The sequence below is a fragment of the uncultured Pseudophaeobacter sp. genome, from assembly GCA_905479575.1.
In the GTDB taxonomy this organism is placed as follows: Bacteria; Pseudomonadota; Alphaproteobacteria; order Rhodobacterales; family Rhodobacteraceae; genus Pseudophaeobacter.
Window position 1 is genome coordinate 1 of sequence record CAJQNB010000050.1, and the last position, 23,745, is coordinate 23,745.

The 23,745-nt window shown below is 56.9% G+C and carries 22 protein-coding genes and 3 pseudogenes; 14 read left to right on the forward strand and 11 right to left on the reverse strand.

Going from position 1 to position 23,745, the window contains the following annotated elements:
- Positions 1-126: 126 nt before the first annotated feature.
- Positions 127-751: pseudogene (locus QZ268_RS13820) on the forward strand (helix-turn-helix domain-containing protein); the annotation flags it as partial.
- A 97-nt stretch (positions 752-848) separates the two neighbouring features.
- On the opposite strand, the pseudogene QZ268_RS13825 reads toward QZ268_RS13820, so the two are convergent.
- The 8 genes and pseudogenes from QZ268_RS13825 to QZ268_RS13860 all read right to left on the reverse strand — a co-directional run.
- Positions 849-1,034, reverse strand: a pseudogene (locus QZ268_RS13825) (transposase); the annotation flags it as partial.
- Positions 1,035-1,075: 41 nt separating this feature from the next.
- The gene (locus QZ268_RS13830) at positions 1,076-3,466 is read right to left on the reverse strand and encodes a heavy metal translocating P-type ATPase (RefSeq protein ID WP_295453710.1); all 2,391 of its coding nucleotides are present in this window, start codon (positions 3,464-3,466) and stop codon (positions 1,076-1,078) included.
- Positions 3,467-3,517: 51 nt separating this feature from the next.
- Positions 3,518-4,441 carry a prolipoprotein diacylglyceryl transferase gene (lgt, locus tag QZ268_RS13835; protein ID WP_295453713.1) on the reverse strand — a complete coding sequence of 308 codons (924 nt, stop codon included), beginning with the start codon at positions 4,439-4,441 and terminating at the stop codon, positions 3,518-3,520.
- A complete protein-coding gene (locus tag QZ268_RS13840) occupies positions 4,438-5,160 on the reverse strand; it encodes a TVP38/TMEM64 family protein (protein WP_295453716.1) in 723 nt (240 codons plus the stop codon). Before QZ268_RS13840 ends, lgt begins: the two co-directional genes overlap by 4 nt.
- 25 nt (positions 5,161-5,185) lie before the next feature.
- Positions 5,186-6,526: a multicopper oxidase domain-containing protein gene (locus QZ268_RS13845; RefSeq protein WP_295453718.1), complete on the reverse strand. Its 1,341-nt coding sequence runs from the start codon at positions 6,524-6,526 to the stop codon at positions 5,186-5,188.
- Positions 6,527-6,641: 115 nt separating this feature from the next.
- Positions 6,642-7,112 (reverse strand): rhodanese-like domain-containing protein, encoded by a 471-nt coding sequence (locus QZ268_RS13850; RefSeq protein WP_295453721.1) that lies wholly within the window; start codon positions 7,110-7,112, stop codon positions 6,642-6,644.
- A 22-nt stretch (positions 7,113-7,134) separates the two neighbouring features.
- Complete coding sequence (locus QZ268_RS13855) at positions 7,135-7,521, reverse strand: DUF302 domain-containing protein (protein ID WP_295453724.1); 387 nt, start codon at positions 7,519-7,521, stop codon at positions 7,135-7,137.
- A gap of 102 nt (positions 7,522-7,623) precedes the next feature.
- Positions 7,624-8,268: a calcium-binding protein gene (locus tag QZ268_RS13860; RefSeq protein WP_295453727.1), complete on the reverse strand. Its 645-nt coding sequence runs from the start codon at positions 8,266-8,268 to the stop codon at positions 7,624-7,626.
- Positions 8,269-8,437: 169 nt separating this feature from the next.
- On the opposite strand from QZ268_RS13860, the gene QZ268_RS13865 reads away from it, so the two are divergent.
- From QZ268_RS13865 to QZ268_RS13900, 8 genes are all read left to right on the forward strand, one after another.
- The gene (locus tag QZ268_RS13865) at positions 8,438-9,160 is read left to right on the forward strand and encodes a response regulator (protein WP_295453730.1); all 723 of its coding nucleotides are present in this window, start codon (positions 8,438-8,440) and stop codon (positions 9,158-9,160) included.
- A complete protein-coding gene (locus QZ268_RS13870) occupies positions 9,157-10,542 on the forward strand; it encodes an ATP-binding protein (protein WP_295453732.1) in 1,386 nt (461 codons plus the stop codon). The genes QZ268_RS13865 and QZ268_RS13870 overlap by 4 nt, the downstream gene beginning before the upstream one ends.
- Before the next feature lie 19 nt (positions 10,543-10,561).
- The gene (locus tag QZ268_RS13875; protein WP_295453735.1) at positions 10,562-10,882 is read left to right on the forward strand and encodes an SHOCT domain-containing protein; all 321 of its coding nucleotides are present in this window, start codon (positions 10,562-10,564) and stop codon (positions 10,880-10,882) included.
- A gap of 70 nt (positions 10,883-10,952) precedes the next feature.
- A complete protein-coding gene (locus QZ268_RS13880; RefSeq protein ID WP_295453738.1) occupies positions 10,953-12,953 on the forward strand; it encodes a heme lyase CcmF/NrfE family subunit in 2,001 nt (666 codons plus the stop codon).
- Positions 12,954-12,955: 2 nt separating this feature from the next.
- Positions 12,956-13,519 (forward strand): DsbE family thiol:disulfide interchange protein, encoded by a 564-nt coding sequence (locus QZ268_RS13885; RefSeq protein ID WP_295453741.1) that lies wholly within the window; start codon positions 12,956-12,958, stop codon positions 13,517-13,519.
- The gene (locus QZ268_RS13890; protein ID WP_295453743.1) at positions 13,519-13,992 is read left to right on the forward strand and encodes a cytochrome c-type biogenesis protein; all 474 of its coding nucleotides are present in this window, start codon (positions 13,519-13,521) and stop codon (positions 13,990-13,992) included. The genes QZ268_RS13885 and QZ268_RS13890 overlap by 1 nt, the downstream gene beginning before the upstream one ends.
- Positions 13,989-15,149, forward strand: a complete 1,161-nt coding sequence (gene ccmI / locus QZ268_RS13895; protein WP_243614784.1) for a c-type cytochrome biogenesis protein CcmI — start codon at positions 13,989-13,991, stop codon at positions 15,147-15,149. The genes QZ268_RS13890 and ccmI overlap by 4 nt, the downstream gene beginning before the upstream one ends.
- 226 nt (positions 15,150-15,375) lie before the next feature.
- On the forward strand, positions 15,376-15,678 hold the full coding sequence (locus tag QZ268_RS13900; protein WP_295453751.1) for a hypothetical protein: 303 nt from the start codon (positions 15,376-15,378) through the stop codon (positions 15,676-15,678).
- 27 nt (positions 15,679-15,705) lie between these two features.
- Here QZ268_RS13900 and QZ268_RS13905 read toward each other — a convergent pair whose 3' ends face one another.
- The 3 genes from QZ268_RS13905 to QZ268_RS13915 all read right to left on the reverse strand — a co-directional run bounded on the left by QZ268_RS13905 (position 15,706) and on the right by QZ268_RS13915 (position 19,351).
- Positions 15,706-16,371 carry a L,D-transpeptidase gene (locus QZ268_RS13905; protein ID WP_295453753.1) on the reverse strand — a complete coding sequence of 222 codons (666 nt, stop codon included), beginning with the start codon at positions 16,369-16,371 and terminating at the stop codon, positions 15,706-15,708.
- A gap of 233 nt (positions 16,372-16,604) precedes the next feature.
- Positions 16,605-18,746, reverse strand: coding sequence for a protein-disulfide reductase DsbD domain-containing protein (locus tag QZ268_RS13910; protein WP_243614760.1), 2,142 nt, complete (start codon positions 18,744-18,746; stop codon positions 16,605-16,607).
- Between the two features lie 287 nt (positions 18,747-19,033).
- Positions 19,034-19,351: a DUF2933 domain-containing protein gene (locus QZ268_RS13915; protein WP_295453757.1), complete on the reverse strand. Its 318-nt coding sequence runs from the start codon at positions 19,349-19,351 to the stop codon at positions 19,034-19,036.
- A gap of 333 nt (positions 19,352-19,684) precedes the next feature.
- Between QZ268_RS13915 and QZ268_RS13920 the strand changes: the two are divergent.
- The 5 genes and pseudogenes from QZ268_RS13920 to QZ268_RS13940 form a co-directional block, all read left to right on the forward strand.
- A pseudogene (locus QZ268_RS13920) lies at positions 19,685-19,897 on the forward strand (L,D-transpeptidase); the annotation flags it as partial.
- A 32-nt stretch (positions 19,898-19,929) separates the two neighbouring features.
- Positions 19,930-20,388, forward strand: a complete 459-nt coding sequence (locus tag QZ268_RS13925; protein ID WP_295453760.1) for a cytochrome c — start codon at positions 19,930-19,932, stop codon at positions 20,386-20,388.
- A 392-nt stretch (positions 20,389-20,780) separates the two neighbouring features.
- Positions 20,781-21,368, forward strand: a complete 588-nt coding sequence (locus QZ268_RS13930; protein ID WP_295453763.1) for a cytochrome c — start codon at positions 20,781-20,783, stop codon at positions 21,366-21,368.
- A 10-nt stretch (positions 21,369-21,378) separates the two neighbouring features.
- A complete protein-coding gene (locus tag QZ268_RS13935; protein WP_295453844.1) occupies positions 21,379-22,269 on the forward strand; it encodes a cytochrome c in 891 nt (296 codons plus the stop codon).
- 56 nt (positions 22,270-22,325) lie between these two features.
- Positions 22,326-23,723, forward strand: a complete 1,398-nt coding sequence (locus QZ268_RS13940) for a multicopper oxidase family protein (protein ID WP_295453765.1) — start codon at positions 22,326-22,328, stop codon at positions 23,721-23,723.
- Positions 23,724-23,745 lie beyond the last annotated feature (22 nt).

Here is a 23,745-nt window from a genome sequence, read left to right on the forward strand (position 1 = left end):
CAGATGCGAAAGGTCGATGGCTGGGAAACCTTGGCTCAGCCCATCGCCCCGATCAGACTTGACCTCGCGGCCTGATCAGGCCCAAATCCACATGCTCGGAGAACGCCGCCAGAGAATTTCCACCAGATTCGAGACACAACCGACATCAAGCGGGCCACGCGCAAACACTATTCATCCGAAGAGAAGATGAGGATCGTTCTGGACGGTCTGCGTGGCGAGGACAATGGTCGAATGCTTACCTGTGCTGCAGAGAGGGGATTTCCCAGGGCGTTTACTACAAATGGTCTAAGGGCTTCATGAACTGTTGAGGTGAATGCCATCGGTTCGAATGAACCGAGACAGGGCAAGCCACGGTTGACTGGCGACAAAGCGCGGGCTGCCACGACTGATGAGGTCAAAGAACTGCGCCGAGAGGACTGCGACCTGAAGGAAGTCGTGGCTGAGCAAACGCTTGAACTGCGCCTTCTTAAACAGGCATGACAGGGGATGGGGGCGAATGAGGTATACCGCATCAGAGAAGCTGGAAATCATCCGGGTAGTCGAAGGATCGCATCTGTCAGTGCGTCAGACATTGGCCACACTGGGCATCCCTCGCACCACACTCTATCGCTGGTATGATCGGTATCTGCAGCGTGGCGAGGCTGGCCTACAGGGTCAATCTCCCAAGCCAAAGCATGTCTGGAACCGGATCCCTGACGAGGTGCGGCGCAAGGTCGTGAAGCTGGTATTGAAGGAAACAGAGCTGTCGCCGCCGCGAGACCGTGCAGGATTTTGCGCCCTGACGTGATTTCTTACGCCGTTGGGAAGCGGTCTTCGAACATGATTGCGAATTGACTATTCGCGGCATGTCATTCGCGGATAGAACGCTTCCACTCCTGAGAGGTAGCATTGAACACAAGATAGATCAACTTGCCAGCGGCCTCGTCACTGGGAAAATGACCGCGGGTTCGAACGGCGCGGCGGATCTTCGAGTTCAACGCCCCAATGGCATTGGTGGTAGAAATCAGCCTGCGGACCTCGGGGGCATAAGGGAGGTGCCCGGCAACTTGACGATGCCTTACCCCCTTTATGCGGATCAAAGTTTGACGCGCCGCAAGCGCAGCGCGTTGGATATCACCGAGACCGAAGACAAGCTCATTGCGGCTGCGGCGATCATTGGCGACAATAAAATACCGAGCACGGGATAGAGAACACCTGCCGCGATCGGCACGCCGGCCGCATTGTAGGCAAAAGCGAAAAACAGGTTCTGCTTGATATTGCGCAGAGTCGCCTTGGCCAATTTGCGTGCCCGCACGATACCAACAAGATCCCCGCCCAGCAGTGTGATTCCGGCACTCTCCACCGCAACATCAGCACCTGTCCCCATGGCGATCCCCACATCGGCTGCCGCCAATGCAGGCGCGTCGTTGACCCCGTCGCCAGCCATCGCCACCCGATGTCCAGCGGCGTGCAGTTCTTCCACCAGCGCTTTCTTGTCTTCGGGCAGAACACCAGCGCGCACATCATCAATACCCAGTGAGCCGGCGACGGCTTCGGCGGTTCGTTGGTTGTCACCTGTTGCCATGATCACCTTGAGCCCCAAATCATGCAGGTCACGAATGGCTCCGGCCGTCGTCGGTTTGATGGGATCGGCAACCGCGACAACCCCTGCAAGTGCGCCGTCCAGGGCGACAAACATTGCCGTCTTGCCTTCCATGCGCAGGGCATCCATGGAGTCTTCAATCCCCGAGGTGTCGATACTCAAGAGCTGCATCATCGCTGTATTCCCAAGCGCTACGGTTTGACCTGCAATGGCACCTTGAACCCCTTTGCCAGTCACGGCTTCAAAGCTGTCGGCTTTGGGCAAGGTAAGTCCACGATTCCGCGCGCCTTCGACGATCGCCTCTGCCAACGGGTGCTCGGATCCCAATTCGAGCGCTGCTGCGAGTTTGAGAACGGTGTCACTTGTGAGATCAGAAAAGCCCAGGACATTGGTCAGCTCGGGCTTGCCAAGGGTCAGAGTGCCTGTTTTGTCCACGATAATCGTATCCACGCGCGCCATACGCTCAAGCGCTTCAGCATCCTTGATCAGAACTCCGGCTTGCGCCCCCCGCCCAGCCGCCGTGGTGATCGATATCGGAGTTGCCAGGCCAAGCGCGCAGGGACATGCAATGATCAGAACCGACACGGCCGCCGCGATAGCGAAGGCAAGCGGCGGCTCAGGGCCCAGGATTACCCAAGAGATGAATGCGAGGGTTGCGATCAACACGACAGTCGGTACGAATACCGAAGACACCCGGTCAGCAAGGCCCTGAATGGGCGCGCGCGAACGGCGAGCACCTGCAACCATTTCGACGATCTGTGACAAGACTGTATCTGTGCCTACCTGGGTTGCGCGGACAACCAGAGATCCATTCTTGTTAATCGTGCCGCCGGTCACCCGGTTACCTTCAGTCTTTTCAACCGGCACTGGTTCGCCAGTGATCATGCTTTCATCAATGGATGAATGGCCCTCGATTACGGTCGCGTCGACCGGAATGCTGTCACCCGGCCGAACCCGCAACAAATCTCCGACAACCACCTGCTCAAGAGGCACATCCCGCTCCAGTTCATCGGGTAGAATAACCCGCGCCATTTTTGGTGCCAAATCAAGCAGAGCACGGATCGCATCCCCGGTGCGTTCGCGTGCGCGTAGCTCCAGGACCTGACCGACAAATACAAGTGCGATGATGACAACAGCGGCCTCGTAGTAGGTGCCGACCCCACCTTCAGTTCTGTACTGGTCAGGGAACAGGTTTGGCAGGAACGTGGCGAATAGGGAGTAAACATAGGCTGCTCCAACCCCAAGTGCGATCAAGGTCCACATATTCGGTGATCGGTTTCGTATTGATACAACACCTCGGGCAAAAAACGGTTGCGCCGCCCAAAGGATAATTGGGGTGGCAATCAGGAACTCGACATATGTTGCCAGCTGATGGCCGACCCAATCCCGCACAGGCAATCCGACAAGCTCGCCCATCGTGAGAACAACCAGAGGTACCGCCGCAGCGGAACTGACCCACATGCGACGAGTGAAATCAGTCAATTCTTCGTTTTGTTCGTCCGAGGGCAAAACGGTTTCCAAGGCCATCCCGCAGATCGGACAGGATCCGGGTTCATCTCGGATGATTTCCGGATGCATCGGGCAGGTCCATTTTGTGCCCGGAGCGACCGGAGTGGTTGAAGCGCCAGGCGCGCCTTCATGCATCCTGCCATCCGCACCGCCGCTAAAGGCGTAAAGCCAGGGATCGGTTTTGAACTGGGTAAGACAGCGGTCCGAACAGAAGTAGTAGGTTTCCCCCTCCTGATCCTTAGAGAGCGTGTCCTGCGTCACCTCCACGCTCATACCGCAGACAGGGTCAACAGCTTTCAACACCTTGTCGGAATGCCCTTCTGGATCCGCGTCATGATGCTGGTGATCGTGGTGATGATCGGTCTTATTTGACATCGTTTTTCTCCAATCTATGCGACAAGCGTGGGGGTTCCCCTGGGGGTAGGATCAACCCACTTCGACATGTTTTTTCGGCTTCCGGTTGGCCCGGTCCGATCGGACCCACCAGATCAGAGCGACTCCGGTCAGGATCATGGGCAGGGAGAGAATTTGCCCCATGGTCAGTCCCCCAGTGCCGAAATGCAGTGCATGACCAATCGGGTTTTCTTCCGTAACAAATTGCATATCGGGTTGGCGGACGAACTCGACCAGAAAGCGTGCGGAGCCATAGCCCGCAAGGAACATCCCGGTCAGAGCGCCAGGGCTGTGCAACCATTTGCGACGCAGGGCGAGGGTCAGTAGAACCGCCCCCAACACCAACCCCTCCAACGCGGCTTCATAAATCTGAGACGGGTGCCGGGTGCACAAACCTATTGCTCCGGTGCAAGATTGGGCGGCCTCGCCCGGGAAGACTACGCCCCAGGGAAGGGTGGTCGGCCGCCCCCAAAGTTCGGCGTTTATGAAATTTGCGACCCGCCCCAGAAGCAGGCCGATCGGGGCCGAAAGCGCTAGAAGATCGGCCAAACCGAGGATCTCCAACCGGTTGCGCAAAGCGAACACCAGCGCCGCAACCGATACGCCCAAAAACCCGCCATGGAAGGACATTCCACCCTGCCACACTTTGAGAATTTCCAACGGCCGCGCCAGGTAATAGTCGGGTTGATAGAACAGCACGAAACCAAGCCGGCCACCCAGAATTACACCAACAACAACCCAATTCAGCAGCTGTTCCAGCTGCTGAGAAGTCATAGGCGGAGTTTGATCCGGCCAAAACTCAACGTTTCGGATAAGCCGAACACAGAGCTGCCATCCCAGCAGCAATCCGGCAATATAGGCAAGCGCATACCACCTGAGGGCAAAGGTCAGGGACCCGATCTCGATGGAGAAAATCTCGGTTGAGATTTCGGGAAAAGGGATGGCGGCGAGGTTCATTTCGGATCTTCCAGTTGGGGGGAAGGAGGAACAGTGCCAGACTTGTGGCGCAGCGCCACAACGAGGATTGGCGTGGCCGTCAGGAGGCCAAGACCAATGGCAACCCAGGCGGCAGAACTGAAACTTCCCGACATCGCTTCGTCGCCCAGATAGGCCAAGACGAAGCTTGCTGGGAGAATGCCTGCCAGTGTTGCAAGGATGAACCGCCACGGATGAATACGGCTCAAACCGGCGGCATAACTCATCGCATCAAAGGATACGAACGGCAGCAAGCGGCTTACAAAAACGGCGAGAGTCAACACATTTTGCGATCCAAACAGACCCGTTACTGCACGGGGGCCAAGAAGCCTTTCGACAGATTTCCCACCAAAAATGCGGGCGATCCCAAACGCCGCCAAGGCCCCCGTTTCAGCCCCAATTGCCACATAGAGTGTACCAGCAATTTGCCCGAAGGCTGCGCCTGCTGCCAGGGCGATGGGCGCGCTTGGAATGGGGCTTGCTACAACTGCGAGCGTCATGAGGGTTATGATTGCCAGTGGACCGAATGGTCCAAGGTCTGCCACCCATCGGGCAACAGCCTGCGCATCGACTTGCAACCATTCTGGGGAATACCAAAGCCAATACCCGATGAGCCCCAAGGCGCAAAGCAAAGCGACAGCAGGCAAAATTGGTATTGTCGATCTCCTTTCTGGCATCTCGAGCATCCCGATTAAATACATTGGACGCGGCTCAACGTTCGGCCACTCAACCGACGGTGAACTGGCCCATCATCCCGCCGTCTTCATGTTCGAGGATATGGCAGTGATACATGAAGGGGGCGTTGGCCGGCGCAGGTTGGTCGAAGCGGATCAATAGATCGACCGAGCCATTGACCAGAACAGTGTCTTTCCAACCTGTATTCTGACGTTGCGGTGCGCGGCCGTTTTCCGACAAGACCTGAAACTTGACGCCATGCACATGAAACGGGTGCATCATCATATCCGCGTTGACCGTCCATCGCTCAACGGTCCCTTGGGTCACACGGAAATTGATCCGGTCCATCGCAAACGCATCTCCGTTTATTGAGAAGCGCCGATCAGAACGGCCAAACATCATTCCCATGCCCATGGGCATATCCAATGAAAGACGCCGCCAAATCGCGTTTGCGGCATCACCGTTTGGGCGGCTGCCACCGAGGCTGTCGGGCTGTCTTGTGATACGCGCGGGAAGGGTGGGATCAACAGTAAACGGCAACACGGAAAAACGGCCGCTTTGCTGGCGCCGGCCTCCCATCATCCCGGTATTGGTGTTGTGTTCAGACGTCAGCGAGACATCGCGTGCATCTGAAAAATCAACCAGCACCTCGAAACGCTCGCCGGGGGAGAGACGCAGCTTCGACAATTGGATCGGCTTGTCCAGGTAACCGCTGTCCGTGGCGACAAGATGCATGGGTCGCCCATCCGATAATGCAAGCGTATAGATACGCGCGTTTGACCCGTTCAGAAGACGAAGACGGACCAGCCCTTTGGGTACAACAGCCATGGTATCAATCTGGCCATTGACCAGGATCGTATCGCCAAGAGACCCCATCATGCGGTCAGGCATGGTGAGAGAAAGATCAATCTCTCCCCGCCGGGAAAACCGCCGATCCTGCAAAACCAAGGTCAGATCATCGACACCATATTGAGAAGGCAGCCCACGCGCATCATCCTGGCCGTCGTCAATCTGAAGCACACCTGCCAAACCCATTTGAACCTGACGGGCAGTAGCGCCGTAGATGTGGGAATGATACCAAGCCGTCGCTGCTGGCTGTATTAACTCGAGTTCGGGTGACCAAGTTGTTGCCGGGGCAACTGTCTGATGGGGCCCGCCATCGACCGTGCCTGGAACAAGAAGCCCGTGCCAATGCACCGAAATCTCTTCGTCGAGCGAATTGAGGACATCAACTTGGGTTGCACGCCCGGTCGACATCCGTAAGGTCGGACCCAGGAAGGGCTGGTTGAACCCCCAAGTGTCGGCGCGGGACGAACCGACAAACGCGGTTCGCCCCTTTTGCGCCTCCAATCGAACTTGCCCTGAAGACGTGGCGTCCAGGAGCGGAGGCATGGTCAACCGCTTTGCTGCCACTTGGCCAAAGGACAAGGACGCAGTCCCCGTAGCCAAAGCGCTGGCAGAAAGGCCTCCAAGGAAAGTTCGACGTCTCATGCCATCCACCCTCCGCTCACAGCTTGAGGGTGGATGGCAATGCTGAGATTGCCTCTTGAGCGGTGACGATGGGCAGACCAGCCTTGATCCAACCGGGGCCCTGGCGTGACCCAAGCATGCCTTCTGACACATCGATAAAACTGTCATATCCGGACTTGCGCAGGTTGGTCATCACGGCGCCAGACCGGCCACCTGTTGCGCAAATCAAGGCAACAGCGCGGGTTTCGGCCAGGTTTCGCGCAGCAAACAAACGCTCCGGGAAACGTTCATCATGCAGGCTCACAGGCCAAGCACCTTGAGCAACACCAGTCTCCTGCCATTCCTCTGACGAGCGGATATCAAGCATCCGAATTCGGTCCTGTAACAGGGCCTCGAGCGCTTCGGCTGCAGTCCAGACATCGCGGCCCTGGGCCACGGCGGTGGTCGCGAGCGCTTGAACCGGCAAGAATGCCAGGAGGGTCACGGTGTGACGACGGGTCAGTAACATCTTCTGCTCCCTTCAAACGGAGTCACGCGGCTTCAATCGCCGTGCGCAGCATGTCGCGGACTTCGCCAGCCACAGCGTGCAAACCGCTGTTTTCAACGGCCGCCATGGATGCGACCGGGTCGATTGCGCTGACTTCGGTGCCGTCGTCCACTTGACGCAGAATGACGTTGCAAGGCAGCATCGCCCCGATACGCGGCTCCAATCCGATGGCCTGGTGGGCCATGTTGGGGTTGCACGCGCCCAGGATGCGGTAGCCGTCCATATCCACATCGATCTTCTTTTTCATTGTAGCTTTGACGTCGATTTCGGTCAGAACGCCGAACCCTTGCTCGCCGAGAGCATCACGCACCCGCATGTCTGCATCATCAATGGTCACACCAGACAGCAGCCGGTTGAACGTGTATGTCATCGTATTTCTCCTTTTGAACAAAATGCCCCGACCGACCCTGGGGATCTGTGATGTCAGCCGGGGCGTTGGATGCACCCTAATGGCGTCACCCAATGGAGCGGCTCAGTTGTCCTGAGTGCCCATTTCGTCACCCATCATCTGTTCGGCCGAGGGGCGCATGTTCATGCGGTCAGCCGGCGCCGTCATTTCTCCGGTTGTCACCATGCCATCTCCGTCTGTGTCCAGGTGCTGGAACCGATCAACCATCATCGCCCGGATCATTTCACCGTGCAGAACTTCGAATTCCTCAAGGGTCAGCACCCCGTCCCCGTCTGTGTCAGCATCAGCATGCATCGACTGCAGTTGACCATGTGCTTCATCCCCGGAAATGGCGCCATCGCCATCCGCGTCAGCATCAAATTGACCCATCATCGACCCACGCATGAGGGACATCATGTCCTGATCCATCAGACCCATCGGTCCAGCAGCACCCATGCTTCCCATGGCACCCATCTGCCCCATGCCTCCGCCCATCATCCCGCCGTGCATCTGCATCATCATTTTCATCATGCCTTGCATCATGTCGGGATGGCTGCCGTCCATCATGCCCATTTGCCCCGCGCCTCCCCCCATTGCCCCAGGGCTCTGGGTCGCGACCTTCTCCGACCCGGTTTTGCCACCACTGTGGTGACCTGCATCGGCAAGCGCGGCGCCTGTCGTGGCGACGATCAGGGCGATGGCGAGTGTGGTATTGGTTATCTTGGACATCGTAGCCTCTCTTTTCGTTTCTTGGCCTCATTCACATCGGCATAAGAATTCGAAACGGAAGGGCGTGCATCATCCGGATTGTAACCGTCTGTCGCAACGCCCGGCTGTTGATACAATCGGTGACAAAAATGGGTCTGACCGCCCCTCACAGATGACTTAGAAAGAGAACATGACGAACCCGCCACATATCCTCGTCGTTGACGATCACCAGCAGATCCGTGACAGCGTGACCCGCTTTCTGGAGAAAAACGGCTTGCGGGCCACATCCGCCAAGGACGCACAGGAAATGGATGCGAAACTGGCCAAAGGGCATTTCGACTTGATGGTTCTGGACGTCATGATGCCGGGTGAAAGTGGACTATCTGTCTGCCAGCGCCTCGCTGCAGACAAGAGCATTCCGATAATAATGCTGACCGCACTGGGTGAGGAAACCGATCGCATCGTGGGGCTGGAAATCGGCGCTGATGATTATATCGCGAAGCCGTTTAACCCACGCGAGTTGCTGGCACGCATCAAGGCGGTACTACGTCGCGCACCGCAGGCTGAAACCATGGCAGGTGACCTGGCCGGCAAGATCGTACGATTTGCGCATCTCGGCTTGGATGTCGACCGCCAGGTGCTTCTGGGTGGTGATACAGACGAAACTGCGCTGACAAGTGCTGATTTCAAGCTGCTGATGGTGCTCCTTGAGCGTCCTCGGGTGATCCTCAGCCGCGACCAGCTATTGGATCTGGCAGCAGGCCGGGCAGCCGGTCCTTTGGACCGCACGATCGACAATCAAATCAGCCGACTACGTCGCAAGATAGAGCCCGACATCTTGCGACCAAAAATCATCAAGACGATCCGCAATGGCGGGTATTGCCTCTCAGTTGATGTGGAGGTGACGGAATGACATTGGGTCCTTTTCACACCCTACGGGTTCAACTGGCTTTGTTGGTGGTAGCGGCATTGACCGGCGCCCAGCTTATCAGCTTATGGCTTTTCGCCGATGAACGTAGCCTGGCAGTTCGGGCGGCACTTGGATTTGAGGCTGCCGGACGCGCTGCCAATGTTGCGCGTCTGATCGAGGAAGCTCCGGAAGAACTGCGCATGTCGATCTTACGTGCCGCCAATTCGCCACTTGTGCGTTTTGACCTGGCAAAGGAGCCGATCGTGCAACACACCGACCATTCGGATGGTGGCTTGGTCGAGGGGCGCATCCGCGCCCTCCTGGATGATGGCTTTAGTCGCGACATCCGCGTCGAACTACACGAAATTGAAGGGCAGATACTCCCGCTCCCGCATCTTTCACAAGAAATGGCCGAGATGCACATGGCGATGATGCGCGGCGAGCTTTCGGCGGTCGAGATGAACCTGTCCATTGCGATCGCGGGTGGGCGATGGCTGAATGTAGGAACCCGTTTCGAACGACCGCCCATCCAGTGGCCTGTCTATTCGATGTTAACTTTTGCGCTGTCTGCGGCAGTGATCTTGGTCGTGGTCTTTTGGTTCCTGATGACCCGGTTGACTGGTCCATTGCGGCGACTGGTTGGGGCGGCAGACCGACTGGGACGGGGCGAAGACATTGCGGACTTGCCGATGGTTGGACCGACCGAAGTGCGTGACCTGACCTCGACTTTCAACCGCATGCAGGATCGCCTGACCCGGTTCGTGGCGGATCGAACCCGGCTGTTGGCCGCCCTGGGACATGATCTTCGATCCCCGCTTACGGCCATGCGGGTGCGGGCCGAAATGGTTGATGACGATGAAACCCGCGACAGCCTTGTGGCCTCCGTTGAAGAAATGCAGTCCATGGTAGAAGCCACACTGACTTTTGCCCGCGGGCTTGCCGGATCTGAGGAGCCCGAGAATGTAAACATCGGCGAGTTCCTTGAAGCTCTGAAATCGGACATGATGACACCTTTCGATCTGGAGGTGGGGCCTTCTGTTGAGGCACGGATTCGCCCTCATGCCCTGAGACGGGCTCTACGCAATGTCATCGAAAATGCTGATCGTTATGGTGGGGCGACTCGCGTTTCCCATAGGGGTCGAACCGACGAGTTCATCATAACTGTAGATGATGATGGCCCCGGCATTCCCGCCCCGGAACTGGAACGCGTCTTTGACCCGTTTTTTCGCCTTGAGCAATCTAGGTCCCTGGAGACCGGGGGGCACGGGCTGGGCTTGTCCATCGCCAGGACGATCTTTCGCGCCCACGGCGGCGATATTTCACTTTCCAACCGAGATGAGGGGGGGCTGCGGGCGACGATCGCGATCCCTTTTGCGAACGACTAGTCAATGAAAGGAGGTCAGCATGACCATGAAACTCAGTTTATCGACCCTTGCGGCTTTGTTTGCCGCGAACATCGCCCATGCGGATGGCGCAGATGATTGGGGTCGGGGGTTTGGCCACATGACTTGGGGAGGAGGATACGGAATGTTTGGTGGGCTCATGATGTTGGCTTTTTGGGGCGTGATCATCGTCCTGATCGTGATGGCGGTGCGTTGGTTCGCCGGTGACCGCCCCGGTGGAGGTGCCTCTTCGGATGCAACGGACATCCTCAAATCCCGCTTTGCAAAGGGGGAACTGGACGAAGACGAGTTCCGCAAGCGCAAAGCTGCACTCGAAGACTGACTTCACCGGATAGCTCTCACCCTTCAGGGGGTGGGAGCACCCTACTTCCCCGCATCATCAGGACTGCATCATGACACCCGAAATCGGCCACTTTGCCCTGGCACTCGCTTTTGCGCTGGCGTTGATCCAAAGCGTAGTCCCCTTGATCGGGGCTAATCGTGGAAAGCTGCTCTGGATGCAGTCTGCACGCGCGACCTCGATTGGACAGCTCGTATTGGTCGGGCTTGCATTCGGCGCCCTGATGCGCAGTTTCATCATTAGCGATTTTACCATGGTCAACGTGGCATCGAATTCTCATTCGCTGAAACCCATGCTCTACAAGATTGCCGGAACCTGGGGCAGCCACGAGGGGTCTCTTTTGCTCTGGGTGTTGATCCTGACCCTGTTCGGCGCAGGCGTTTCCTTGTTTGGCTCCAATATACCTGATCCTTTGAAAGCCCGTACTCTCGCTGTGCAGGCGTGGATCAGCACCGGTTTCTTGTCCTTCATGCTTTTCACCTCAAACCCGTTCACCCGTGTGTTTCCGCCGCCCGCAGACGGCAATGATCTCAATCCGCTCTTGCAGGACGTGGGTCTCGCTTTGCACCCGCCGTTCCTCTACCTGGGTTATGTCGGATTCTCGATCGTCTTTTCCTTCGCGGTTGCAGCCTTGCTGGAGGGACGGGTCGATGCGGCTTGGGCTCGATGGGTTCGCCCCTGGACCCTCGCGGCCTGGATGAGCTTGACGGCCGGTATCGTGCTTGGTTCGTGGTGGGCATATTACGAACTCGGCTGGGGCGGCTGGTGGTTCTGGGACCCGGTCGAAAATGTCAGTTTCATGCCCTGGCTGCTTGGCACTGCGCTGCTTCATTCAGCGATCGTTACCGAAAAACGCGATGCGTTCAAAAGCTGGACGATCTTGCTTGCGATCCTGACATTCTCTCTTTCCTTGTTGGGAACCTTCGTGGTCCGCTCTGGGCTTTTGACCTCGGTCCATGCCTTTGCCGTTGATCCGGAGCGTGGACTGTACATTCTGTTTCTGCTTGCCCTGTCTATCGGCGGTTCACTGGCGCTCTACGCATGGCGCGCGCCAATGATGGAAGCTGGCGGGATTTTCAAGCCGATCAGCCGCGAAGCCGGTTTGCTGGTAAACAACTTGATCCTTGGCGCAGCGACAGGAACAGTACTGTTCGGCACGCTCTACCCGTTGTTTCTTGAAGCCGTCACCGGGGAAAAGATTTCAGTCGGTGCGCCCTTCTTCAACGCAACCTTTATCCCCATGATGCTGCCTCTCGTGCTTTTCATGGGGGTGGGCCCTTTCCTGAGTTGGAAGCGCGCCGACTTGGCAGGCGTTTTGCAACGCGTGCGGTTTGTCGCGCTGGCGTCGATCATCGCAACTCTGGTGCTTTGGTATCTTCAGGAAGGAGGGCCGCTTTTAGCGCATCTGTCGATCTTGTTGGCCACCTGGCTTTTGCTCGCAACACTACGGGAATGGGCAATGCGCATCCGGTTGTTCGATGTACCCTTTTCCGAAGCACTGCGCCGGGCCCGAAACCTGCCACGTGCGTCGCATGGAATGACAATGGCCCATGCAGGGCTTGCAGTTGCAATGTTCGGCTTTATCGGCTCAAGCGCCTGGAAGGTTGAAGAGGTTGTATTTGTGGCCCCCGGATCAACAATCGAGATTGCCGGGTTCGAAGTAACCTTTGAAGGCGTTGAACGCGTTCGTGGTCCAAACTACTTTGCAGACCGCGGCACGCTGGATGTCACGCGAAACGGGGAGAGCATTACAACACTATTCCCTGAGAGGCGGTATTATCCGATTGCTGAAAGCTCAACAACGGAAAGCGCAATTCGCTCCACCCTTGCAGGGGACCTCTACGCTTCGATCGCCGAACCGGCGTCAGAAGACGCAGGGCTGGGTGGCGCCTGGACCCTGCGCATTCTGCATGAACCTTTCGTCAATTTCATCTGGTTGGGAAGCACGTTTCTAATCCTGGGGGGCGCATTGTCCCTGTCAGATCGGCGGCTTCGGGTTGGCGCGCCAAAACGCACACGCGCGACCTCCGCGCTCTCAACTCCGGCGGAATAGTCATGAAACGAATACTGGCATTCCTCCCACTACTGGTTGCGGTCGTTTTTGGCGGCTTTTTCCTTTGGGGTCTGAACCCGGATCGGGATCCGAACGAAGTCCCGTCCGTGTTGATCGCACAACCTGCGCCGGATTTTGAATTAGAACCGGTTGTGGGCGTGGAAACGCCTGGCTTGTCGCGCTCGAACCTGGTTGGCACTGAAACAGCTGTTGTCTTGAATGTTTTCGCATCCTGGTGTGTGCCATGCCGTGCAGAACATGCGGTGCTGACCAGCCTGGTCGAGCGGGACGGCATCCGCCTTTTTGGCATCAGCTACAAGGACGAACCTGAGGACGCCGCACGGTGGTTGGCCGAGCTTGGAAACCCTTATGCGCGAATTGGCTCTGACATAACGGGTCGTGCTGGGATCGAGTGGGGTATTTCCGGCGTGCCGGAGACGTTCATCGTCGGCACAGATGGCACTGTGCTCTACCGGTATGTCGGCCCGGTCGTGGGAGAGGTTGCGGTCGGAAAATTTCGCGAAGCCCTGGTGCAGGCGGGCGCCTTGCTCAGAGAGGATCTGTGATGCTGAGACTTTTTGTTCTTCTCTTTGCGATGGCCATACCGATGGCTGCGCTGGCCGTCGAGCCTGACGAGATGCTGGATGACCCAGTGTTGGAGGCACGCGCCCGTGAGGTGTCAAAGGGGCTTCGTTGCGTCGTGTGTCTGAACCAGGACATCGACAGTTCAAACGCAGGAGTGGCGCGGGACCTACGCTTGCTGGTCCGTGAACGCATTGTCGCCGGGGACAGCAACGACGAGGCCTTGGCCTTCATTCAGGCACGCTATGGGGACTATGTCCTGCTTAAACCTCCTTTGAACACGAGAACCTACGTCTTGTGGTTTGCGCCCCCGGCAATGCTGGTGATGGCCCTGGGCGTCGGTTTGGCGACCTTGCTGCGCAGGAGAAAAAAGCCTGTTCCGCGCGCGCTGAGTGAAGCCGAGGAACACGAAATCAAACAGTTCATCGATGACCAGAAAGCAGGAGAGAACATATGATTTTCGCATGGATGGTGCTGTTGACTGTATTGTCGGTCGGCTTTGTTGTCTTTCCGTTGCTTTGGCAGAGACAAGTGCCGTCGGCGGCATTGGATTCAACGCCTGCAGTTCTGGTGGATCAGCTGGACGAGGTCCAACGCGACCTTGACCGACGTGTGATATCGACTTCGGAAGCCGCAGCCGCACAGCAGGAAATCAAGCGACGTATTTTGGCCGCGGCCAGACGCGCAACATCTGGACAGGTCGCAGACAACACAAGCGGGCGGGGCACCCTTTTTCTTGCCGCATTCTTCGTGCCGCTTGTGGCCGTTGGATACTACGCCATCATGGGATCACCGGAGATTTCAAGTCTTGCCTATGCGGATCGCCAAGCCGAGCGCGCCGAACAGCAGAAAATCACCGAACTCACGGACAAGCTCTACGCTCGCCTGACATCCGAGCCAAACGGTGGAGCATCGGAAGGTTGGATGCTGCTTGGGCAGACCTATTACCGAATGGGGGACTATACGCAGGCTGCTGCGGCATTCGAGACTGTGGCAATTCGTGATGACGCAACCTCGGCGGCTTTCTCAATGCTGGCCGAAGCTCTGGTCAGTGCGGAACAAGGTATCGTTACACCCAGAGCAGAAACTGCCATCGACCGGGCAATCGCGCTGGATCCGAGCAATCCTGCCGGTGTTTTCTACAAATCAATGGCATTGGCGCAGGAGGGTAAAGAGCCGGCGGCCCATGCGCTCTTATTGTCTCATCTGGAAACCGCTGACGGCTTTGCACCCTGGATGGAGGCCTTTGTCGCGCAAGCGAACCAGATTGCACAAACACTAGGACGTGACCCAATTGCTCTGACGGACTACGCCCCGATGGCCAGTGGCGGAGCGGGTCCAACAGCCGAAGACATCGCCGCAGCCGGAGAAATGAGCGCTGAAGATCGTGGGGAGTTCATCCGTTCAATGGTGAATCGACTGGCCGAACGGCTTGAGGAAAACCCTGACGATCTGGATGGGTGGTTGCAATTGGCGAACGCCTATAAGGTTCTGGGGGAGCAGAAAAATGCGGTGTCAGCTTATGAAATGGCTTCAACGCTGCTTTCCGATATTGCACCGGGTGATCCCCGCCACCGGGTTGTCGAACAGGCCCTGTCCGAGTTGAAGGAGTGACGAGCGCATTGGCGCCTCCGCGACCAGAAAGACCGCGCACGAGTCGTAACGGTGGCTGTTCAGAACCAGGTGGAACGTTTCATCCCATTGATCGAAATCGATCACGAAATCCTAGAGCGTTTTTGCGTTCCCTCAGAGGCCCACAAATGCGTTTGCCTTCACAGAAAGCACTGGTTTTCCAAAGAAAAACTGATCATTCTAAGTAGACTATCGAGAGGACCTAACAATGAGAAATTTGACCTGGCTGCTGGGGGGCACAGTCTTTTTGCTCGCATCTTGTGAAACCTACGAAGGCGGTAGGCGCGTCTCTTCCGACGGGTTCATCAAGGAGCTGCCCGAGGGCGTGCTTGCGATTGCCGCGCCTTACCAGGATCTTGCAGCGGTGCGAATTGATCCGGCGGATGGGTGCTATGTCTATCGCCATGTTGGCCCGGTCGAAACGACGTTCCTTCCGTTGAGATCCATGAGAGGGCGGCCGATCTGCACCCAACTGCCAGATGCAGACACCGAAGAGGCGGCCACTGGCTAGTCCCGTTCTGTTCGGCCAATCCACCCTTCAGCTTCGTGCCGAAACCGTATCCTCAGGCGGATAAAGGTAGGCGGTCGAACCCGTCGATACATGTTCATATAGGCCATTGATATGCGCCATGACCATGCGAACGCAGCCCGAACTGGCCCTCCCTCCAATGGATCGCGGGCTTGGTGAACCGTGGATCCGGAGGTAGGTGTCTCGATTTCCGACAAACAGATACAACGCGCGCGACCCAAGCGGGTTTGTTGGGCCGCCATTCATTCCGTCTGCATGTCGCTCATAGAGACCTGGGTCTCGTTTAATCATGGCTGCAGTCGGGGTCCAGGTCGGCCATTTCGCTTTTCGCTTGATCGTGTAGGTACCGGGTTCGTAAAGATTCCCACGCGCAATCGCGACCCCATAGCGCATGGCGGTGCCGCCTTCACGAATATGGTACAGATATCTCGCCACAGCATCGACGTGGATGTCGCCTGGTGTCAGGCCGGGATTCGCCTCGACAAGCTGGGGCAGAAAACGCGGGTGAAACCCCCATGGGTTTGACGTTGCCGGGTCATAATCCACAGGCGTAATTTGCGCGTCCCATGCGGACCACCTTGAACGGTCAGAAGTCGGCGCGGCCCAACCGGTGCTTGCAATCGGAGCGGAAAACAGAGCGGCTGTCGAACCGATGAAGTGGCGTCTGGTCAACATAGTTTCACAATCCTCATTTCCAGCAGTTCCTTAGACGATAGGTCACAAGGATACGTGTGATCATTCGCGAAACCAGTCACATACCTGTGAATCCAAGCTAATGTCAGCTGTCGTGGCAATACTGCAAAAGCTGCAATTTGGTATTCGTGGTCTTTTCGACGTTGTTCATTTCTATCCTTGCCGATATAGTCAATTTTTCATTCGAGCCGCTTCATAAGTCTCACGGTACTGCTTCATTGTTCGGTCTCGAGAGTGCTGGATTGAATCCCAATTGCACGGGCAGATTTCAGGGCTGACAGAATAGTCTGAGAAGAAAGGATCTCGGATAAGACAATACCGTTCGGTGCCCCCGGCCCATAGATTGCATTGAAGGGAATGCCATAGCGGTTATTTGCTTCTAAATACCGCGAAATACGTTCGTCGGGGCGTGTCCAATCGGCTTGCATCGCGATCACTCCGTCACTGTTCAGGGCAGACAAAACCGGATCACGTTCCAGAACCAAGGCCTTGTTGGCCTTACAAGTCAGGCACCAATCCGCAGTGACATCGACAAAAACCACTTCGCCTTGCGATACGCGGCGTGCAATGTCTCCACGGTCGAAAGTGATCCAATTGATCCGCCCGCCCAACCGTTCAACCTCAGTCGAGGCCTGGCGCGCCAGAAGCTCTGCCGAAACCATAGGCAGGACGGCAAGCGGGATGACGGCCAGATTACGCAGAGCAGGGGACAAGGGACGCCGTATCAGGACCGCAAGCAACGCGATTGAAAGGCCCGTGACCACGATCGTAGAAAGCAGGCCTGCGACGCTGGACAAAATCCACAAAAGCCAGATTGCTGTTCCAAAAAGAAGCCCTCCAAGAAACAGCTTCAACCCAACCATCCATCGCCCTGGTTTGGGTAAAACCGCCACCAGCCCGGGCACAAGGGCGATAAGAAGATATGGCAATGCAAGCCCCAACCCCAAAGCTGTGAAGACAATGATGATGTCGACACCGCGCCCGGCAAGCGCAAATGCTACCGCGGTCCCAAGGAACGGTGCCGAACAGGGGGTTGCCATGACCGCGCCGAAAAACCCGGTCGCAAAATCAGCCCCATGTCCTGAGGTTCCACCTGCGTTGGACAAGCGAGATTGAAGTGAGGAAGGCAACGCCAACTCGAATAGACCGAACAGGTTTGCTGAGAAAACCGCGAGCACAAGAAACATCAAGGCCAAGAAGGCCGGGTTTTGAAATTGCAGCCCCCAACCAACGGCCACGCCAGACATCTGTAACACATAGAGAATAGCGGCCAGAGACCACATGAAACTCATGACGCCAGCGGCAGCGAACAGAAAGCCAATGCGAACAGACCGCGCGCCACGCGCTTGGGTCTTAATTGCCGATGACAGTTTGATTGACAGAACCGGAAGGACACAGGGCATCACATTCAAGATCAGCCCACCCAAAAAAGCCACCAGGGCAATCCATGCCAGTTTGTCCAGACCTGGCACCAGTTGTTCAAGCCTGAATGGTGGGGCAAGGGGGGGTGATACCAGCTGCGGAGTCAGAGTCAGGGCACGGGCTGGCCCGTCTGTCACGGTCAAAACAGGGTCGTGATACAGCTCGGCGTGAACGGTAAGGATCGGGATGCGCGCCCAAAGTCTGCGGCCCCCATCTCCAAGCCGGATGTCAGGCTTGCCTAAAGCAGTACCCGCTCCAAGCTCGGCAAAAACATCCGGTGTGCCAAATGCGGTGGCACTTTGCATTTCAAGCGTCAGGGTTGTCTGTTTCGCGTCGATTGACGCTACTGCGTCCGTTATTCCGGTTTGATCCCCTTCGGTTGGAACGCGAGACAGGAAAGTGCTTATGCGCGATGCGGAAACGGTGTCGATATCCGACCCCGAGGGAAGAGACAGTGTCAAATCGAAGGTCTGTGGGACACAGACCTCAGAACAGACCAGTAGTTTTACAGCTCCGGTAAGATCAACCGGTTCACCTGGCCGTTCCAGCGTGACCCGAAGGGGAAAAACAACGGTGTCATGATACCCGAAGTTTTCGATACCGAATGCGGTGAACCGCTCTGGGGCCGGCCAAAGCATTTCAACGCCCGCGACGTTGCTTGAACCGCTCCAATCGATCTGTGGGGGGATGCCGACCTCGCCAGGTGAGCGCCAATAGGTTTTCCAGCCCTCCGCAAGCATCACGTCTAGACCCGCCGAAAGCGTTTCAGCGCCGGAAGGCACTCCATCCTGCACAGAGATCAGTCTGGCGGTGAGGGCTGTTGAGGAAAAGTCATCTGACGTCGCAGCTATAGCATGGCTGGTTGCCAAAAAACCTAAGCCGACGAATAGAACAAGCCTCATGCAGTAGGCGCGCAACCTCACGATTGAAAGCATCGTCGTATCCTGATTTCCTCGATGTCATTTCTCATTCATCAGCCTCCACCGAGACGTCAGATACGTCGGCAATTGCCAAACCTTGACGACCGTCGCTACACGCAATCGAGCGAACCGGGCTGTTCCCCTCGCCGGTGAACCAGCATCCTTCCGGCGCAAACATAGTTACATCGCCGTAAGAAAGACTGGTCCGAGCTGGTTTGTCGCATTGCTTGCCGGAAGTGGCGCAACCACTCACAACCAACCCAGCCAACATGGCACGCGCAAGGCCGGAAACAGGCACCCGGTCAGCCTCGGCGTACCTGCGGCACGGTCGACGCCACATCGTGGATGACAGCGTTGGGTTCTTCTGTTTCGCGCCGAGAGCCGCTTGTATGGCAGCTTTTGCCCATCATTTTGTGCATAACAAAATGGCCCCCGACACAAAGCAGGAGCGGTGCAAAGGTCAGCAAGTTCGACCCGAGCCCGCCAAGCGCGCCACCAGCCAGGAAATAGCCTGCGATCGGCAGCAGCATGATGACGCAACAGGCCATCATTGCGAAATGCATTGCCTTAGGGCCAGACCGCGATCTTTCGATGGAGCTCGTGTCTGTTTTTTGACTCATTGGGTGCCTCTTCTATGTCGCTGTCACCATATGCTGGCGTCACAATATGCTGGCCTTACCCACAGAAAGGTCAAGGATACATTTCGATACAAATCTCGGGGCTCGGAACTGTTGATGAATGAGACGGATCAGGCGAAAAAATAGCCCACGAATACACCAATGGTACGAGTGAAGAGGCGACATGGCAGGCAATAGAAAGCTTAACAGAGGCCTGATGGAAGATGGTATGGCTTCGGTTCTGACCGCCCCCCTCAATCCTGAGGGCACAGGAAACACTTTCCAATATCCCGCAACCCCATGGTGCGACGGAACATTTTGTTCTTCGTCCTGGATAAATGGCTGGCGATCATCAAGGGTTATGATTCGGCCAATCACCTTGGCACAAGAGCGTTGTATCTATCTTGGCAATCCTACCGCATGCACAGCACTCAGGAAATACGCAAAATCTGGTGACGATCTTAGAATGGCTGTATCGGTTTCTACAATGAGCAGATCGAAGAGGTCTACGACAGCGTCCCTGTCGGCACTCAGGTCAAGTTGATCTGAAGGCCGCATGAACAACTCAAAAGGAAAGAACAATGAGTAAATGGGGACTTTTCGTGGGCGGTGCACTGCTTGCCGGTGTCGCAGTCGCAGGGTGGCATGCGATTCATCCTGGTCCTGTGCAGCAAGGTCATTCAATGGTACCGCCGGACACTAGCAACATTGCAATGGGATACCCGATTGTGGATGTTCGGTTGCCACAAGAGCTGTCAGCAGACGCGGTACTTGGAAAGCGTGCCTTTGATGCTAAATGCGCGTCTTGCCATGGCGCAAATGCGGCAGGTCAAAATGGGGTTGCCCCACCTCTTGTGCACAAGATTTACGAACCAAGTCACCATTCGGATGAAGCGTTCCAGAGGGCTGCGCAAAGTGGTGTTCGCGCCCATCATTGGAAGTTCGGGAACATGCCACCGGTGCCTGGACTGACGCGTGGTGATGTACAATACATCGCGCGGTATGTGCGGGAGTTGCAGCGCGAAAACGGGATCAATTGATGCTTCTAAAACCCAGCCTATCCCTGCTCCGATTGATCTGTGTCGTCATGTTCGGCGGGCTGATTGCATTCGCGGGTCTCCCGGATAGCGCTCGTGGGCACGCTGGGAACTCGGACAGTTCCTACGCGAGTCACGGAAGCAAAGATGAACTCGACCACCACGCTGAGGTTGCAGCATCTTTTGGGCATTGTCATCCAGGTCTGGATTGCTTCACCGCCGCGGCCTTCCTTCTGACACCGGTTCAACTTGGCCCAGCAGAGACCGGCAAGTCGGAAATCTGGCTTACCTGGCTTGCAGGCGAAAGCTGGACGCCTCTTTCAGACAAACCGCCACCGCGCAGCCAATCCTGATCTCAAGACACTCGAAAACTCGACCGATCAAGGATTGAAACTATGAAAAAGACCACTATTCTCGCGGCGATCGTCGCAACTTCAACCGCCCTTACAGCTTTCGCACACGGTGGTGCGACTGGCATCGTGAAAGACCGCATGGATGCCATGGCGGATATGGGAAAGGCTGTGAAAGCCGTCACGCCCATGATGCGCGGCGAAATTGACTATGACGCGGATGTTGTGCGTCAGGCAGCTGCGACATTCTCACGTCACGCTGGTGACTCCATGACGGAACTCTTTCCCGAAGGTTCCGGCGGAATGCCCTCGGAGGCCAAGGACGCGATCTGGAGCAAGTGGGAGGAATTCTCAGCTCTGGCGGAACAGCTTGGGATTGTCTCCGAAGGACTGTCAGGCGCAGCGGACAACGGTCTGATGGCGACAGGCAGCAGCGCCATGTCGACAGATACCATGATGGGTGGGGGATCCGGCATGATGGGTGGTGGATCCAGCATGATGGGCCGCACTGGAGCAATGGGAAACACCATGACGACCGCACAGATTTCCAAGATGCCTGTTGACGGTGCCTTCTCCATGGTTACCCAGGTCTGCTCGGCGTGCCACACAAAATTCCGCGCTGAAAGTCAGTAGGGTGCGCGGTATTTTAAGATTGGCCTTGGGTGGGGCGGCATTCGGTGTCGTCGTGACCGGGGCGCTCGCTGCTTGGCCGATAGGTCAGATCAACGGACCCATCAGTTTGGAAGGAGATGCAAGCCGCGGCGCATATCTTGCCCGTGCCAGCGGCTGCATCGCTTGCCACACAAATGTGGAGGCAGGCGGTGCACCTTTGGCTGGAGGGGTGAAACTGGGGACGCCTTTCGGCACGCTATATTCGCCCAATCTGACCACCGACCCCGAGCACGGGATCGGTGATTGGTCGATTGACGAGTTTGCTCGCGCAGTCAGGCAAGGTGTCTCGCCTGAGGGTGAACCCTACTATCCTGCATTCACCTATCCTTTCTATGGCAACTTCACAGACCAGGAAATTGCTGACCTGTGGGCAGCATTTCAGACTGTGCCTGCCGTTGCCGAACCATCCAGAGATCAGGAGATGGCCTTTCCGTTCAACCAGCGTTGGGGATTGAAATTATGGCGGGCCGCATTTTTGATCGCACCGCGCACGGAGCCCATTGAAGGCAACGACGAGGTCTGGAATCGGGGTCGCGAGCTTGTGGAAGGAGCCGCGCATTGTGCTGCCTGTCATACCCCCCGAAACTTTGCAGGCGCGCGGAAATCGGACAGTCAACATTTCAGAGGAAGTGCCTCACTGCCCGGCGGCGGAAAAGCTCCGGCAATCGACTATGAAACCCTACAAATGCGCGGGTGGACCGTGGACAGCCTGGCCTATGCGCTTCGCACCGGGGTCAAACCCGACGGCGACGCCTTTGGTGGGTCGATGGGAGAAGTCGTGATGTATGGAACTGGTTTTTTGACCGAGGAAGACCGCAAAGCCATGGCGACCTATTTGATGGACGATCACACCGGCGGCTGAGGTCGAAGAGCAAAACAATGGAGGGGGCTACGGCCCCCTCCGCAAAAGGACACGGAATGAAACAGACCCGACGAGACATATTGCGCCTGGGGGCTACCTTGGGGCTTGGAACATTGATCCCAGGAACAATTCGCGCGGCCACGGCCACTCCCATTTCTTTAGCCGCCAGCGTTGCAGACGTTCAACTCGCCCCACCCGACTATCCGCAGACACGTATTTGGGGCTACGACGGGCAAATGCCGGGCACATTGATCCGGGTGAAACAAGGCGACCGCATAATGCGGCGCTTTGTGAACGACCTCCCACAGGCCAGTTCGGTTCATTGGCACGGAATTCGCATCGACAACGCAATGGATGGTGTGGCCGGACTGACCCAGGATGCTGTGCCGCCAGGCGGGACATTCGACTATGACTTTACCGCGCACGATGCCGGTACCTATTGGTATCACGCTCACAATCGCTCCATGGAACAGGTCGCACGTGGGCTTTATGGGGCTGTGATCGTTGAAGAAGCTGACCCGGTTGACGTTGACCGGGAGGAACTGCTGATCCTTGACGATTGGCTGCTGAACCCGGAAACGGCGCAGTTGGCACCCGAGTTCGAAGCGCCGCATGACCGAAGTCATGCCGGGCGTCGCGGGAACTACATTGCGACGAATGGGACCGCGGAAACGGAACTGCCGGTCAAGCCGAACGAGCGCTTGCGGTTGCGCCTGATAAATGCAGCCAACGCACGAGTTTTCCAGCTCGCTTTGTCGGGGTTCGAGGGCTGGGTCATGGCTTATGACGGTATGCCCCTGGAGGTGCCGGAGAAGGTTGACGGCAACTTATTGTTGGCTCCCGGTCAGCGGGTTGACCTGTTCGTCGATGTTACAGCCGCAGCAGGCGAAGTTGCCCACTTGGTGCGTATCGACGACGACGAAGGGTATTCACAAGCCGCCTTTCCGGTTGGACCTGCTGGGGACTCGATCAAGCTGCGTGAAACACCGGAACCGCTGCCGCCCAATCCGAACATGTCCGTTCCCGGGGTGGATGCGGCACGTCGGTTCGACCTCAGGATGGAAGGCGGCGCCATGGGCAACCTTCAAAAAGCGAGGCTGGGCGGTGAGGAAATGAGCTTTCGTGAGTTGGCCGCCGCCAACCAGTTCTGGTCGTTCAATGGCGTCGTCGGCATGACCGACACCCCACTCGCGCAACTGTCATCAGGCGAAACCGCGCGAGTCAGCATACGAAATGACACGGTCTTTCCCCACGCAATGCACCTGCACGGAATGCACTTTCGCGAAGTCCTGAATAGCGGTGAGCTTGGACCTCTCAGAGATACGCTTTTGGTTTTCGGGGATGAAACACGAGAGATTGCCTTTGTCGCCGGCGAACCCGGCAAGTGGATTTTCCATTGCCATATGTTGGCCCACACGGCCTCGGGCATGGCGACATGGATTGATGTGACGTGAACAGGATTAAAACGGAGAAAAG

Bases quoted from the DNA above. Each gene is read 5' to 3' on its own strand.
- QZ268_RS13890 (WP_295453743.1), top strand. From the start codon at position 13,519: ATGCTGAGACTTTTTGTTCTTCTCTTTGCGATGGCCATACCGATGGCT.
- QZ268_RS13855 (WP_295453724.1), bottom strand. From the start codon at position 7,521: ATGACATACACGTTCAACCGGCTGCTGTCTGGTGTGACCATTGATGAT.
- QZ268_RS13905 (WP_295453753.1), bottom strand. From the start codon at position 16,371: ATGTTGACCAGACGCCACTTCATCGGTTCGACAGCCGCTCTGTTTTCC.
- QZ268_RS13840 (WP_295453716.1), bottom strand. From the start codon at position 5,160: ATGTATTTAATCGGGATGCTCGAGATGCCAGAAAGGAGATCGACAATA.
- QZ268_RS13830 (WP_295453710.1), bottom strand. From the start codon at position 3,466: ATGTCAAATAAGACCGATCATCACCACGATCACCAGCATCATGACGCG.
- QZ268_RS13845 (WP_295453718.1), bottom strand. From the start codon at position 6,526: ATGCCTCCGCTCCTGGACGCCACGTCTTCAGGGCAAGTTCGATTGGAG.
- QZ268_RS13870 (WP_295453732.1), top strand. From the start codon at position 9,157: ATGACATTGGGTCCTTTTCACACCCTACGGGTTCAACTGGCTTTGTTG.
- QZ268_RS13910 (WP_243614760.1), bottom strand. From the start codon at position 18,746: ATGCTTTCAATCGTGAGGTTGCGCGCCTACTGCATGAGGCTTGTTCTA.
- QZ268_RS13915 (WP_295453757.1), bottom strand. From the start codon at position 19,351: ATGAGTCAAAAAACAGACACGAGCTCCATCGAAAGATCGCGGTCTGGC.
- QZ268_RS13880 (WP_295453738.1), top strand. From the start codon at position 10,953: ATGACACCCGAAATCGGCCACTTTGCCCTGGCACTCGCTTTTGCGCTG.
- QZ268_RS13865 (WP_295453730.1), top strand. From the start codon at position 8,438: ATGACGAACCCGCCACATATCCTCGTCGTTGACGATCACCAGCAGATC.
- QZ268_RS13860 (WP_295453727.1), bottom strand. From the start codon at position 8,268: ATGTCCAAGATAACCAATACCACACTCGCCATCGCCCTGATCGTCGCC.
- ccmI (WP_243614784.1), top strand. From the start codon at position 13,989: ATGATTTTCGCATGGATGGTGCTGTTGACTGTATTGTCGGTCGGCTTT.
- QZ268_RS13930 (WP_295453763.1), top strand. From the start codon at position 20,781: ATGAAAAAGACCACTATTCTCGCGGCGATCGTCGCAACTTCAACCGCC.
- QZ268_RS13885 (WP_295453741.1), top strand. From the start codon at position 12,956: ATGAAACGAATACTGGCATTCCTCCCACTACTGGTTGCGGTCGTTTTT.
- QZ268_RS13875 (WP_295453735.1), top strand. From the start codon at position 10,562: ATGACCATGAAACTCAGTTTATCGACCCTTGCGGCTTTGTTTGCCGCG.
- QZ268_RS13900 (WP_295453751.1), top strand. From the start codon at position 15,376: ATGAGAAATTTGACCTGGCTGCTGGGGGGCACAGTCTTTTTGCTCGCA.
- lgt (WP_295453713.1), bottom strand. From the start codon at position 4,441: ATGAACCTCGCCGCCATCCCTTTTCCCGAAATCTCAACCGAGATTTTC.
- QZ268_RS13940 (WP_295453765.1), top strand. From the start codon at position 22,326: ATGAAACAGACCCGACGAGACATATTGCGCCTGGGGGCTACCTTGGGG.
- QZ268_RS13925 (WP_295453760.1), top strand. From the start codon at position 19,930: ATGAGTAAATGGGGACTTTTCGTGGGCGGTGCACTGCTTGCCGGTGTC.
- QZ268_RS13850 (WP_295453721.1), bottom strand. From the start codon at position 7,112: ATGTTACTGACCCGTCGTCACACCGTGACCCTCCTGGCATTCTTGCCG.